This window comes from Corynebacterium meridianum (assembly GCF_016342265.1).
GTDB classification, from domain to species: Bacteria; Actinomycetota; Actinomycetes; order Mycobacteriales; family Mycobacteriaceae; genus Corynebacterium; species Corynebacterium meridianum.
Window position 1 is genome coordinate 148,721 of record NZ_JAEIOS010000012.1, and the last position, 13,400, is coordinate 162,120.

Genomic DNA, 13,400 nt, shown 5'->3' on the forward strand with positions numbered 1-13,400 from the left:
TCATCGGAGAGTCAGTCCGCAGAAGCCCCGGGCCCAGCGTTCGACGGTTCCGGTCCCCTCGATCACGCCGTCACCCACGGACTTCGGGGGGAGGGTCGGGTCGTTGGGCAGCATTCTGCCCGGGTCGCCGGCGGGCAGCACCTCCAGGCTCGCCTCACCGTCCCCGTGGAGGGTGAGGGTGGCGAGGGCGAGCATGAACACCGAGGTCTGCTCGCAGATCGCCCAGGTGTAGGCCCGGTCGGCCGTCCAGTCCGCGCGTGCCCTGTCGACGAAATCCGGTTCCACCGGCTTTCCGAACACCTCGCCGAGTGCCGGGCGGTCGTCTATACGGTCGTCGTCGTGCAGGGGGCGGGCGTAGAACCTGCCACCGTTGATCTCCATCGGTTCCATGCGTCCCAGTCTACGGAACGACCCGCCCGGGAGAACCCGGTTTCCGGGAAGAGAAGGCCCTATTCCCCGCGGTTCCGACCGGGGCGCCGGTTGCGGCGCTCGAGCTGACGTAGTGAGGGTGTGTACCAGCTGTCGGGGCCGACGTTGAGGATGAACAGTGCGATGGCGCTGAGTGCCCACACCACCAGTGGTGCCGGGCTATCGGTCGCGACGGTGGCGGTCAGGCAGACCACACCGATGGCGAGGAAGATGCCGATCCGGAAGCGGAGCCCGGACACGCGGCCGGATGCCGGACGTGCGGTGGCGGACTCGGCGGATCTCGGGGCGTCTCCGCGGACGGGTAGATCGGCGAGGATGATCTCCAGATCGCTGGCCGTCCGACAGCCGGGTACAGCGGCGGACCGTTCCTCGAAATCGGAGATCGTGAGGTGGCCCGTCTCGAGGTAGCCGGCGAGCAGATCCAGGGCCCTGGCGCGGTCCTCGTCACCTATTCGGGTCTCCCGTGACGGGGGAACGAGACTGGGAGCGGGTAACTGTCTGGGAACATCGTGATCCATGGGTCCAGTGTAACGCTGAGTGGTGGATGTGAATGGGGAACGCCTCTCCCGGGATCCCGGGAGAGGCGTTTGTGCTGGAGCGGGGAAGCGCTACTTGATCTCCATCAGGACGGCGCCCTTGTTGACGCCGGCGCCGGCTTCACAGTCGAGGCCGGTGACCGTGCCGGACTTGTGTGCCTTGACCGGGTTCTCCATCTTCATGGCCTCGAGGACCACGACGGTGTCCCCCTCGTTGACCTCCTGGCCCTCCTCGACGTTCACCTTGATGACGGTGCCCTGCATGGGGGCCGCGACCGCGTCACCGGAGATGGCTTTCTTCGCGCCGCCGGCGCGGCGCTTCTTGGCCTTCTTCTTGGCGGCGCCGCCACCGAGGGCCAGATCGCCCGGCAGAGCGACCTCCACGCGACGGCCGTTGATCTCGACGACGACCTTCTTGGCGGGGATCGACTCGTCCTCCTCCTCCGCGTCGGCGGGATCGACGAAGGGCTCGATGGTGTTCTCCCACTCCTCCTCGATCCACTTGGTGTAGACGTCGAAGCCATCTTCGTCGCCGACGAAGGCGGGGTTCTCGACCATGTGACGGTGGAAGGGAAGCGCGGTGGGAAGCCCCTCGATCACGTACTCGGCCAGAGCACGACGCGAGCGCTCGAGTGCCTCGGTACGGGTCTCACCGAAGACGATGAGCTTGGCGAGCATGGAGTCGAACTGGCCGCCGATGACCGACCCCTCGACGATGCCGGAGTCCATCCGGACGCCCGGACCCGAGGGCTCGACGTACTTCGTGACCTTGCCGGGGGCCGGCATGAAGTTGTTGCCGGCGTCCTCGCCGTTGATGCGGAACTCGAAGGCGTGGCCACGCGGCTTCGGGTCCTCCTTCAGGTGCAGCTCAGCGCCCTCCGCGATGCGGAACTGCTCGCGCACGAGATCCAGGCCGGTGGTGGCCTCGGTGACGGGGTGCTCGACCTGGAGACGGGTGTTGACCTCGAGGAAGGAGATCAGGCCGTCGGCGCCGACGAGGTACTCGACGGTACCGGCACCGTAGTAGCCGGCCTCGCGGCAGATGGCCTTCGCGGACTCGTGCAGGCGGCTGCGCTGATCGTCGGTCAGGAAGGGGGCGGGGGCCTCCTCGATGACCTTCTGAAAACGGCGCTGGAGGGAGCAGTCACGGGTGCCGGCGACGATGACGTTGCCGTGCTGGTCGGCGAGGACCTGGCACTCCACGTGGCGGGCCTTGTCCAGGTAGCGCTCCACGAAGCACTCGCCGCGACCGAACGCGGCGGTGGCCTCACGGGTGGCGGAGTCGAAGAGGTCGGCGACCTCCTCCATCTCGTAGGCGACCTTCATGCCGCGGCCTCCGCCGCCGAAGGCGGCCTTGATCGCGATGGGCAGGCCGTGCTCCTCGGCGAAGGCGACGCATTCCTCGGCGTTCTTGACCGGTTCCTTGGTGCCCGGTGCCATGGGTGCGTTGGCCTTCAGCGCGATGTGACGTGCGGTGACCTTGTCGCCGAGGTCACGGATGGACTGCGGTGAAGGACCGATCCAGATGAGACCGGCGTCGATGACGGCCTGCGCGAACTCGCCGTTCTCGGAGAGGAAACCGTAGCCCGGGTGAATGGCGTCCGCGCCGGACTTCTTGGCGGCGTCCAGGATCTTGTCGAAGACGAGGTAGGACTCGGCGGAGTTCTGTCCACCGAGGGCAAAGGCCTCGTCTGCCATGGTCACGAACGGCGCGTCCGCGTCCGGCTCAGCGTAGACGGCGACGCTGGCGATGCCAGCGTCCCGGGCGGCCCGGAAAACGCGGATGGCGATCTCACCGCGGTTGGCCACCAGAACCTTGGTGATCTTCTTCGTCTCGACGGTCACTGAAAACACTCCTGATAGATTGCTGCGCCACCGACGAGCGCACCCCGACGGGGTGGACGTGGGCGGGCCTGACATTTTTACCGTGGGGTTCGGCTGTGGCGCGTCGGAGACGCATCATGGCCGAACTGCGGAATACCTCACATTCTTGCACAATGAGGGGGCTGGTTTGGGCCGGAATACTGTATCTGGGGTAGCTTTTCCGCCACTACGGGGGTAGGGGGTGGTGGACACCACCGTGTGAACAGGGGAGTTGAACGCCGTTCATTTGCGGGTGGGGGAACCGGGGGTGATGTTCGGGGCTTCTCCCGGCTCCTCTCCCACAGCAATCGGCATCCGCACCATGTTGCCCCACTCGATCCAGGATCCGTCGTAGTTGCGCACCGACTCGAAGCCGAGCAGGTGCTTCAGGACGAACCAGGTGTGGGCACTGCGGTCTCCGACCCTGCAGTACACGATCGTCGGTTCCTTCGGATCGAGACCCGAGTAGATCTCCTCGAGTTCCTCCCTGGACCGGAAGCGGCTGTTGGGGTGGACCGCGCGGGTCCACTGGATGTTCACCGCCGTCGGAATGTGACCGTCGCGCATGACGAACTCCCAGGGGGCGGAGTCCGCGGGGACAGGCTCGCCGACGTACTCGGCGGGGGAGCGGACGTCGACCAGGGGGCCGGTCCCGATCTGTGCGAGGGTGTCATCTACGAAAGCGCGGAGTTCCGGTTCCCTGCGGTCCGGGACCGGGTAGTCGGTGCGGGGGTATTCGGGGACCACGTAGGAGGTCTCCCGCTCCTCGGCCATCCAGGCGTCGCGTCCACCGTTGAGCAGCCGGACGTCGGGATGCCCGTAGAGCTCGAACACCCACAGGGTGAAACTCGCCCACCAGTTGGACCGGTCGCCGTAGACGACCACCGTGTCGTCCCTGGATATTCCCTTGGACCGCATCAACTCGGCGAAAGCCTCGGGGCTGATGAAATCGCGCTGCACGGGATCGTTCAGTTCCCGACGCCAGTCGATCCGGATCGCGCCCGGGATGTGTCCGATGTCGTAGAGGAGTAAATCCTCGTCGGACTCTACGACCTTGAGTCCCTTGCCGCCGAGGCGGGCGCTCAACCACGCGGCCTCTACGAGGCGGTCCGGGTGTGCGTAGCCCCGCTTCTCCTGTGAACCGGGGGTGACGGTGGGTGGGTTCTGGTCGGATGCTGCGGACATCGGTTCCTCTTCTTCGGGACTCTCGGGTGCGGCAAACGGCGGGGTTCGCCGGATGAGGAGCGCTGTGTGGCGCACATGCGATCCCAGCATATTATGTCGTGCACCTCACGGCATCCGGGTGGAGGTGATGTGGGCTTAGTTACGTTGTGTCCGCATCGCCGGTGCAGCCCCCAGATCTGACATAGCCTTGAGATGTCCGGTGGAGTGTCGGACGGGGTTCCGGGGCACCGGAAAACGATCGGACGCAACCACGGACGCACGATCCCGCATCAGCTGAATCACCCGAAGAAACAAGGAGAAATTACGTGCACAAGAGCATCGTCGTTTTCGAGGTCGAAGGCGGCTCCGACAAGTTCATTGACGGACACCGCAAGGACACCATGCCCATCGTCCGCGCGATCCGCGAGAAGGGGTGGGACGCGGAGGTCGTCTTCTACCGCCCGGAGTGGGCCGATGCCCTCTTCGAGTACGTGTCGAACAACTTCGACGCCTACATCTCCCGCGTCAACCCCGGCAACATCCCCGGCGGCGAGCGGGGTTACTTCGACCTGCTGACCAGGCTCTCCGACGAGGCCGGTCTCGTGGGCATGTCCCGTCCCGACGAGATGATGTCCTACGGCGCCAAGGACGCGCTCGTGAAGCTCGCCGACACCGACCTCGTCCCCGAGGACACCTACGCGTACTACGACGTCGAGAACTTCCACGAGACGTTCCCGTCCTCGCTGTCCTACGGCGAGCGCGTCCTCAAGCAGAACCGTGGCTCCACCGGCTCCGGTATCTGGCGTGTGCAGCTCGTCGACAAGGAACTCGCGGCCTCCGTCGAGCCCGGGACGTCACTGCCCCTCGACACGAAGCTCAAGTGCACCGAGGCCGTGGACAACCACACCGAGGTCCGCGAGCTCGGCGAGTTCATGGACTTCTGTGACCAGTACATCGTGGGTGACAACGGCATGCTCGTGGACATGCGCTTCATGCCGCGCATCGTCGAGGGTGAGATCCGCATCCTGCTGGTCGGTCCCCACCCCGTCTTCGTCGTGCACAAGAAGCCCGCCGCCGGCGGCGACAACTTCTCCGCCACCCTGTTCTCCGGCGCGAAGTACACCTACGACAAGCCGGAGGCGTGGCAGGAGCTCATCGACCAGTTCGCCGCGGCCCGCCCGGTCATCGCCGAGAAGCTCGGCGGCGACAACATCCCGCTGATCTGGACCGCCGACTTCATGCTCGCCGACGGTGCCGACGGCGGCGACGACTACGTCCTGGGCGAGATCAACTGCTCCTGCGTCGGCTTCACCTCCGAGCTGGACATGGGGATCCAGGAACTCGTCGCCGAAGAGGCCATCAAGCGCGTCGAGGACAAGAACCGCGCCTGACAACCCCGTATGACGGAAAAGGCCGCCCACCGACACAAAAAGTGTCGGTGGTCGGCCTTTTTGAGGTCGGTCAGGATCCGAGAAGAGTGGCGATACTCTCCGGATCACAGTCGGAGAGAAGCGCACGGCACCGGTCATACTCGTTTTCTTCGCCGATCAGACGGGCCGCGCGTGCGAGCGCGGCGATTGCGCGCAGCACGCCCCGGTTCGGTTCGTGTGAATAGGGGACCGGGCCGAACCCCTTCCAGCCGTTCCCACGGAGCTTGTCGAGTCCCCGGTGGTATCCGGTACGGGACAACGCGTAGGCGGTGATCGCGTCGACATCGGACGCTGAATCGGCGACAGCCGTGGTCAGCGCGTGCTCCGCGAGGACGGCCCAGACGAGCGGGGACTCCGGATACTCCCGTGCCTTCACGGCAAGTGCCGGGATATCGTCCGTAGCGTCGGCGACCACGGCGGCCGCCGGGTCATCGGGGAGGGTGACGGGCGGTGGGGCGAGCATGTCCTTGAACTGGTTCATGTCGCCAACCCTACGTGGTCCGTGTCGACACCATGGGCCACAAACGGCGTCGGGTCTAGCTGGATCCCTGCTGGCGGAACATCGCCCGGGGTGCGGCGGCTGCGTCCCTCCGCATCTGCTCGAGGGAATCGTCCAGATAGACCTTCTGCACGGTGCGACCGCGGTACTCGAAGATCCACGCCAGATTCAGCTGCTCCTCGGCGACGTAGACGGCGTACCGGCCTCCGTTGGAGGAACTGTAACCGTGGACGGGGCTCCCGTAGGTGGCGGTCGCCTCGACGAGACTCGATCCCTTCCGGATTCCCTCAGGGGTGTGCGGCATCCGGATGCGGGACACCGCGCCGTCGGCGACGTAGTACTCCGCGCCCTCGAAGCTGTAGCGGATCCGGGCGGCACCGGTCTCGAGGAACACGGGGGTGCCGTTCGCGGGAAAACCACCGTTCAACGCCCGGACCTGGTCGATGCTCTGTCCCACGGTGATGCCGTTGACGTGTACGTCTCCGAGGCCGTCCGTGACGACGACGGCCGGGGTGTCCGGGAACGGGGCGGGGGTCTCCCCGACCCCGGCGGAGGGTGATCCGGTGAGGAGCTGGGCGATGAGCGTCAGCACCGTACCGAGTGCGCCGAGTAGAGCCAGGAACTGCTGCATGGGTCCGAGCCTAACAATACGGGCGGTACGCTGCACCGAACATGTCGAGACCCACCCCGTTCCGGCTCGACCGTCAGTTCACCGTGACGTGGTTGATGCGGACTTCCTCGGCGGGGGCACCGTCCGCGGAGCCGCCGGCGGCACCCTTCTCCGCGATCTCCTCCAGGATCTTCATCCCGTCCGGCTCGACTGTGCCGAACATCGTGTAGCTCGGCGGTAGCGGGGAGTCGGCGTAATTCATGAAGAACTGGGATCCGTTGGTCCCCGGTCCGGCGTTCGCCATCGCCAGAACCCCTGCCGCGTACAGGGGCGATTCGCCCGAACCGACCGGATACTCGTCGGCGTAGGTGAATCCCGGTCCACCGGTTCCCGTTCCGGTGGGATCCCCGCACTGCAACACGTAGATACCCGACGTGGTGATCCTGTGGCAGACGGTGTCGTCGTAGTAGCCCGCCCGGGCGAGATGGGTGATCGCGTTGACCGTACACGGGGCGCGATCACCGTCGAGGCTCACCGGAATCTCACCGGCGCTGGTGTCCAGCGTCATGGAAACGGTGCCGCGTTCCGGCTCCGACGGGGGCAGATCGACGTCCTTCGCCGCTGCGCGGGAGGCCGTGTACTCACACGATTCCGCAGCGGCCGTCGTCTCCGGTTGCGTCGCACTGCCGGTGGTCGTGGAGTCCTCGGTGTCGTTCGACGAGCCGCAGGCCGCGGCGAGGAGCGCCGTGGCGGCGAGAAGACCGGATAGAGCTGTCCTGGTGTTGTTCATACCCGGAGTTTAGCCGCCGGGGTCCGGGCGGGTGAACCGTCCCGCCGCGGCTACCGGGCGACAGGTCTGGCCGTCAGGTTCCAGAACCCGCTCACATCGTGGCCGAGCTCGTAGATCGCGCGTCGGACGACTGGGAGACTCAGGCCGATGACGTTGGAGGGGTCCCCTTCGATCCGGTCGATGAACCACCCGCCCAGTGCCTCCAGGGTGAAGGCGCCCGCACACTGCCACGGTTCACCCGTCGCGGCGTACGCCTCGATGTCCGCGTCCGACACGTCCGCGAACACGACCGACGTGCGGGAGACCGTGACCCTGCAGGCGCCCCCGGGGCCGACCACACAATGACCGGTGATGAGCTCGGCGGTCCGGCCACGTTGCCGCCGCCAACGCTCCACCGTGGCGGCCGCGGTGCGCGGCTTGCCCTGCAGTTCGCCGTCGAGGAGCAGCATCGAGTCACACCCGATGACGATGTCGTCCGGGTGGTCCGGCGCGACCTTCCGGGCCTTCGCCTCCGCGAGGGCGGCGACCACCTCGTCGGGTTCCGCCTCCCGCAAACCGGCGATCAGTGCGTCCTCGTCAACGTCTGCGGGATGGATGACCGGCTCCACCCCCGCCGAATTGAGGATGGACCGGCGGGAGGGCGACGCGGAGGCGAGAACGATGTTCATGCCCCGACTCTATTGCGCACCCTCCCGGCCGGGCAACGGGACCGGCGTCGATTCTGCTAATCTGGTCGACCCGCCCTCCGGACGACGAGGAGATGAGTGCATGAGCGGTCAGATGTTCGATCCACGAAACGCGACGCGGTCCCCTGCCACTCAGCGGATCTACGCGTGCTACGCCATCGCCTACACCGTCGTCGATGTGGCCGCTGCCGTACTGTTCGTGATCGGTTCAATCCTGTTCTTCCGGGAGTCGACCACGAACACCGGCACCTGGTTGTTCCTCATAGGTTCGATCCTTTTCGGTGTCCGTCCCTGCATCAGCCTCGCGCGTGAATGGCACCTTCTGAGAATCGGGGACTACGGGGACCTCGCCGCGGAGGCGTGACCGTCAGACTCTCGGGCGGCCGGGCCAGCTGTGGGCCGGGTAGAATCCGTTTCTCAGCACCGGTTTTCCCGGTAACGGCAACCCGAAGGCGGTATTTCCGTGACCATCGTCGTCATCCTCCACATCCTGATTCTCGTGGGCTTCGGGCTCCGAATTCTCGTCAGGGATGATCTCGAGCCACCGGTGCGGCTCGCCTGGATGATCGTTCTCCTGTTGCTGCCATTCATCGGTGCGATCGTCTACTTCCTCTTCGGTGAGGTTGACCTCGGGCAGTCTGCCAACCGCCGGCACGATGAGGTGTGCGCGGAGATGCGTGACCGGGGTGCCGTGTTTCTCGGAGATCAGGCCGCCACCGATGAACTCGTCGAAGCCCGGTATCGGCCGGCGTTCCACTACTCCGCCTCGATCAACGGCTTCCACGCGGTCCCCGGCAACCGCGCGGAGCTCATGGCGGATGCGGCGGAGACCAACCGGCGGCTCATTGCGGACATCGACGCGGCCACCGACCACGTGCACGTCCTCTACTACATCTGGTTGACGGACACCACCGGTACCGACGTCGCGAGAGCGCTGATCCGTGCCGCGGAGCGGGGTGTGACCTGCCGGGCACTCGCGGACGGACTCGGGTCCCGTGCCCTCATCCGGTCGAGCCTGTGGCGGGAGATGGCGGATGCGGGGGTGCAGCTCGGCGTCGCACTCCCGATCCGGAATCCACTGGTGACGATGATCACCTCGAGAATCGATCTGCGCAACCACCGCAAGATCACCGTCATCGACGGCCGCGTCACCTACTGCGGCTCCCGGAACTCCGCGGACCCCGAGTTCCGGGTAAAGCCGAAGTACGCGCCGTGGGTGGACATCATGCTCCGGTTCACCGGTCCGGTCGTCTCCCAGAACCAGCTGCTGTTCGCCAGTGACTGGGCCCAGACGACGGGAGAGAGCATCGATGTCGTACCGGTTCCTCCGCAACCCGCGGACCCGGAGGGCTTCCCCGCGCAGGTGATAGGGGATGGCCCGACCGAACGTAAGGGGGCGACGCCGCAGCTGTTCGCGACCCTGATCGCCTCGGCGCATCATCGGCTGACCATGTCCACCCCCTATTTCGTGCCCGATGAGACCGTGGTTCAGGCGCTCATGGCAGCGGCGTTCCGTGGGGTCGAGGTCACGATGATCTTTCCCGCGAACAACGACAGCTGGGTCGTCGGTGGTGCGAGCCGCAGCTACTACCGTCAGCTTCTGGACGCGGGCGTCGTCATCCACGAATTCAGCGGTGGGCTGCTGCACGCGAAGACGCTCACGATCGACGAAACGGTCACCCTCATCGGGTCCACCAACGTCGATCTGCGCAGTTTCGACCTGAACTACGAGAACAACATTCTCATCCACGACGCCGGTGTCACCGCTGCCGTGCAGGCCCGTCAGAGTCGGTACATCGAGGCGTCCCGGACGGTCCCCCTTGAGGAAGTGCTCGACTGGAGTCTGTCCAAGCGGGCGTGGAACAACATTCTGGCCACCATCGGGCCGGTCCTGTAGGGCCGGGGCATTGTGTGTGCCGCGCCGTGCGGGATCCGGTAAAACTGCGACGGCGAAGCGTAAAACTCGAGCCTCCGGCGCCATCCTCCCCGGGAAGCGCGACGGAGATGTACTGGCGGCGAACCAACAGGAGCTCGCGAGGCCCCCGGGCCGAGCCGCCTTCGCATTGCGCCAGCAAATGCGAGGTCTATTGGTGTGGAAAACCGCCTATATACAGCTCTATAGCTTTTGGACATGAGGAAACTCACAGTCCCAAGAAAATCGGTTTTCCGGCCGCTGGTGACAAATTCGTACGTTCCAGAATCTGTCATGCATTCATGAAACGCCTAAGGAAAGTTCACGGCAAAGGATAATATGAAATCTTGAACAATGAACCGGAAAACGACATGAAGTTACACCGGAGGTGTCCTCCTGGTGGAAGGTAGAGACCCCCAGCCTGACGTCTGAGTGTCGTGATTTGAACATCCCGAATCTATTTCTCGACCTCACGAAATGATGTACCATTTCTTCCTCTGCGAAGCGGCATGGAACGGCTTGTGTCGAACAAAAACTATTGCCTTACCTGTCTATTTGGAGCCGCGTGCGCAGTGAAGTGAGGATGCTATTATAATCGTCCTTTTCGATAGCTTTCAACAAGGTCTCAAAATGGCACCGGTCAACCCGTAGCATAAAGTGCAGGGTTTGAATAATGGCAGATTCAATTTCGCTACGAGACCAAAATGCACTTTTTCTGTCAAGGCCTGAGTGCGAAAAGATGTTGACAATTTTCGATAGAGACGGAGATAGGGGAATATCGGCGCTATTTAAAATATGATCAATTCTACTTCCGAACTGTTCACTGGTCGGGGCCTTAAATTCCGTAAAGCCTTCAAGGACCTTCCGGCAGTAATTTCCTGCCGAGAAAGGTGGCGGTTCGTTATTTTGAATATTTTTGAACGCCTGAATAACCATATAAAATGAAAGCCAGTAGTCATTGACTAACTCGACAGCTTTGACGTCCCAAAGACGGACGGCGGTCGACTGTTGATTATCGTTTAGGTGATCCTTATACACCTCGTAGAACACTGCGGTTGCAGGCATAATTTTGTCCCGCTTTTTCTGTTCTTTCACCTTTTTGCGTAGCCGTTCCTGTAGTATTTTCAAATGAGTGTGGCTATGGGTGAAGTAGACTAGCTTGACGCCCGAGCGTTTTTGAAACTGGTTAGTTATAAATCTATCTACGGCAAGTAGTCGCGTTTCATCGAGTTCGGACCCGAGATCATCGAACATTACCAGAGCATTCTTCAGTGCTTCTTTGCGGGCTTCCGTCCGAAACTCCGCGCAGAAGTACAGAAGCGAAACCAGTTTGCGCTCTCCCTCAGACATTCCATCGGCCGGTTTTCCAAAGCGCTCAATACGGTATCCCTCTCCAGACTTCCCTTCGGTTACGCGTAGAATATTTTCGCCGAGTATTATGGCCAGATATTTGTCAATAAAATCAGCGGTATCAGAGGTAGTGGATATCGAGTGCTTGAGTTCGTCTAGTCGTTGCTGTGCCAGATGTTCACTCGCTGATGCCTGATTAAGTGCCTCAATAGCTTCTTCAAGGTTGTCTGAATTAGACCTCCATTCGGCACCATCTGTCGCACAGCAGTGCTTCTTTAGGTCTTCAATAGCTTTCTCTTGATTGCGTGTATGGTTCTCCATCTCTGTGAGAGCTTCAGAGTATTTGGTCCTTAACTGTTCGAATGCGGCATTTAGCGGGCCATAGTCGATGCGGGGTCTATCTCTTGTAACCGGGGTCCAGGGATTTTCTATCTTTTCATTGAGTATACTTTTAGTTTTTCGGAGTTCTTCCATTACCGGGCCGGTTAAAAGGAGGACTCTATTTTTAATCGGTTCTAGATCTGCTCCATAGGTGGTGTCAGAGAAGCTAGTACTATCCAATTGCACTCCGAATCTATCCAGTTCTGAAAGTGCAAAACAACAATCATTGTATGCTTCTTTTATAGACGATGACGTCTTTTTCTCAATCTGCCGAATCGCGTTCACGAGGGCGTTGAACCGGCTTTCTGTGAAAAGCCCATCACAAAACTGACACTTATCATTCACCTGGTGGAGGCTCAAACCGGTGCGGACCCATTCATTAATATCTATATCAAATTCTTCCGGTGGAGGATCTGTTCTACAGATTTCATTCCATAGATCTTCAGAAATAGACCAGCGCGCCGGGTATGTCGGCAGTGGTTGAAGGCCGCCTGGGTGTGGTGAGTTTGCTATTTCTATCCTCTGGTCGATTTCGGATGGGCTAAGGACCGTTGCGCCACCTTTTTCCAGTAGTTTCGCTATTCTTGTACGATTGAAAGATTTTCCGCTCAACTGGGCGCACCGATTTTCTAGTCGCTTGCGTTCACCTTTGAAAACCGCGGACGTGATTTCTTTTTGCTTTTCCAGTAATTGTTCTTTTTCCTTCAGTTTTCTCGCAGTAGCTTTTTTGTTCCGTTCCAAGTCTGATTCGGCTTGTCGGATTTTTTCTTCGATTTCGCCGGCATTTTTACTGAGTCGTACCGTGGTTACGCCTTTAGCTGATCCGCCCTCGATAAAATCGCCTATATTGTCTTTTTTCCACTTCTCGTCAAAGGAGAAAATATTGGCCTCATCACTGCTGGTGGGGTCACTATCTTTGAAGGTGGACCCACTTCGCAATACTTCGCAAACTGTCGATTTACCTGCACCGTTAATTCCGAAGAAAACGGTATTTTTGTTTAAAAGAACGCCTTTTAGAGCGTCTTCTTTGACGTTCTTCAAAGGCTTATTGGATATTACGGTGAGCATGGTATTCTCTTTTCTCGGGTAGGATGCCTCGGGTTGGGCTCTGCTTTGGTGTGTGCCTGTTGAATGCCTGGGCTGATCTATCGGGCCGGTTCGGCGTCGAAGTGGTCGCTTTGTCGGCGACGGGTACCTATACGGCCAAAAGTATACAGTCCATTATTCTTTAGGTCCAGGATTTCCCATATTTAATCCATTTGTGTATCTATTTTAGCCGGCGGCGCTCTTATTGTTGTGCCTTGGTTCGGCGACGTCCTGCATTGCTGTTTGTTTGGACATCTTCTGGTCTCGAGATTTGGAATATTGCACCATGGAACGGGGTTGGTTTCCTGCGGTCTATCTGGATTTGTCTGGAGTATTTACTGGTGATCTGCGGAGGAATATCTTTTTCTCCGAGTGGTCAGCGGTGCGTTTGTCAACTATGCGAGGGGAAAGAATCTAACAAGTCTACGATTGTGCTGCAGTTATGTTTTGCCGTTTGATTGGTTGGCCCAGCAGCTGTACTGGAGTGGTGATGCCCGAAGATATCGATGTGAGGCGTCGCGGTTTTGGTGTTCGAGTTTTCTGATGATTCTTTCACCGAGTCGCGGTAGTATCGGTCAGGTCACCAGGGGGAGGTATGTTCTGGTCCTGTGGTTTGGCTAGTTTCGTTTCGCTCCGGCCGAAATCTACTACTGTTCGATGCAAC

At 61.2% G+C, this 13,400-nt stretch carries 12 protein-coding genes; 3 read left to right on the forward strand and 9 right to left on the reverse strand.

The genetic code is table 11. The features are described 5' to 3' along the window. The 4 genes from JDV75_RS07210 to JDV75_RS07225 all read right to left on the reverse strand — a co-directional run bounded on the left by JDV75_RS07210 (position 1) and on the right by JDV75_RS07225 (position 4,013). Positions 1 to 390 carry a hypothetical protein gene (locus JDV75_RS07210; protein ID WP_198738586.1) on the reverse strand — a complete coding sequence of 130 codons (390 nt, stop codon included), beginning with the start codon at positions 388 to 390 and terminating at the stop codon, positions 1 to 3. A 59-nt stretch (positions 391 to 449) separates the two neighbouring features. Then, complete coding sequence (locus tag JDV75_RS07215; protein ID WP_198738587.1) at positions 450 to 947, reverse strand: DUF1707 SHOCT-like domain-containing protein; 498 nt, start codon at positions 945 to 947, stop codon at positions 450 to 452. A 90-nt stretch (positions 948 to 1,037) separates the two neighbouring features. After that, on the reverse strand, positions 1,038 to 2,810 hold the full coding sequence (locus JDV75_RS07220) for an ATP-binding protein (RefSeq protein WP_198738588.1): 1,773 nt from the start codon (positions 2,808 to 2,810) through the stop codon (positions 1,038 to 1,040). Positions 2,811 to 3,071: 261 nt separating this feature from the next. Beyond that, complete coding sequence (locus tag JDV75_RS07225) at positions 3,072 to 4,013, reverse strand: sulfurtransferase (protein WP_198738589.1); 942 nt, start codon at positions 4,011 to 4,013, stop codon at positions 3,072 to 3,074. 305 nt (positions 4,014 to 4,318) lie between these two features. On the opposite strand from JDV75_RS07225, the gene JDV75_RS07230 reads away from it, so the two are divergent. Next, entirely contained in the window at positions 4,319 to 5,383 is a 1,065-nt protein-coding gene (locus JDV75_RS07230; protein ID WP_198738590.1) for a Cj0069 family protein, read from the forward strand. Between the two features lie 70 nt (positions 5,384 to 5,453). Here JDV75_RS07230 and JDV75_RS07235 read toward each other — a convergent pair whose 3' ends face one another. From JDV75_RS07235 to JDV75_RS07250, 4 genes are all read right to left on the reverse strand, one after another. Beyond that, on the reverse strand, positions 5,454 to 5,903 hold the full coding sequence (locus tag JDV75_RS07235) for a DUF3151 domain-containing protein (protein ID WP_198738591.1): 450 nt from the start codon (positions 5,901 to 5,903) through the stop codon (positions 5,454 to 5,456). A gap of 55 nt (positions 5,904 to 5,958) precedes the next feature. Then, entirely contained in the window at positions 5,959 to 6,552 is a 594-nt protein-coding gene (locus tag JDV75_RS07240) for a hypothetical protein (protein WP_198738592.1), read from the reverse strand. Positions 6,553 to 6,625: 73 nt separating this feature from the next. After that, complete coding sequence (locus JDV75_RS07245) at positions 6,626 to 7,321, reverse strand: peptidylprolyl isomerase (RefSeq protein ID WP_198737151.1); 696 nt, start codon at positions 7,319 to 7,321, stop codon at positions 6,626 to 6,628. Between the two features lie 50 nt (positions 7,322 to 7,371). Next, entirely contained in the window at positions 7,372 to 7,989 is a 618-nt protein-coding gene (locus tag JDV75_RS07250) for a Maf family protein (RefSeq protein ID WP_198738593.1), read from the reverse strand. 100 nt (positions 7,990 to 8,089) lie between these two features. Between JDV75_RS07250 and JDV75_RS07255 the strand changes: the two genes are divergently transcribed. Both JDV75_RS07255 and cls read left to right on the forward strand, forming a co-directional pair. After that, positions 8,090 to 8,371, forward strand: coding sequence for a YrhK family protein (locus JDV75_RS07255; protein WP_232958316.1), 282 nt, complete (start codon positions 8,090 to 8,092; stop codon positions 8,369 to 8,371). 99 nt (positions 8,372 to 8,470) lie between these two features. Then, positions 8,471 to 9,904: a cardiolipin synthase gene (gene cls / locus JDV75_RS07260; RefSeq protein ID WP_198738594.1), complete on the forward strand. Its 1,434-nt coding sequence runs from the start codon at positions 8,471 to 8,473 to the stop codon at positions 9,902 to 9,904. 558 nt (positions 9,905 to 10,462) lie between these two features. On the opposite strand, the gene JDV75_RS07265 is transcribed toward cls, so the two are convergent. Then, entirely contained in the window at positions 10,463 to 12,691 is a 2,229-nt protein-coding gene (locus tag JDV75_RS07265; RefSeq protein ID WP_198738595.1) for an AAA family ATPase, read from the reverse strand. Between the last annotated feature and the right edge of the window lie 709 nt (positions 12,692 to 13,400).

What these genes read in the sequence shown, in the direction of transcription:
- JDV75_RS07215 (WP_198738587.1), bottom strand. Translation starts at nt 947, where the DNA reads ATGGATCACGATGTTCCCAGACAGTTACCCGCTCCCAGTCTCGTTCCC.
- JDV75_RS07250 (WP_198738593.1), bottom strand. Translation starts at nt 7,989, where the DNA reads ATGAACATCGTTCTCGCCTCCGCGTCGCCCTCCCGCCGGTCCATCCTC.
- JDV75_RS07240 (WP_198738592.1), bottom strand. Translation starts at nt 6,552, where the DNA reads ATGCAGCAGTTCCTGGCTCTACTCGGCGCACTCGGTACGGTGCTGACG.
- JDV75_RS07235 (WP_198738591.1), bottom strand. Translation starts at nt 5,903, where the DNA reads ATGAACCAGTTCAAGGACATGCTCGCCCCACCGCCCGTCACCCTCCCC.
- JDV75_RS07245 (WP_198737151.1), bottom strand. Translation starts at nt 7,321, where the DNA reads ATGAACAACACCAGGACAGCTCTATCCGGTCTTCTCGCCGCCACGGCG.
- JDV75_RS07225 (WP_198738589.1), bottom strand. Translation starts at nt 4,013, where the DNA reads ATGTCCGCAGCATCCGACCAGAACCCACCCACCGTCACCCCCGGTTCA.
- JDV75_RS07255 (WP_232958316.1), top strand. Translation starts at nt 8,090, where the DNA reads ATGAGCGGTCAGATGTTCGATCCACGAAACGCGACGCGGTCCCCTGCC.
- JDV75_RS07210 (WP_198738586.1), bottom strand. Translation starts at nt 390, where the DNA reads ATGGAACCGATGGAGATCAACGGTGGCAGGTTCTACGCCCGCCCCCTG.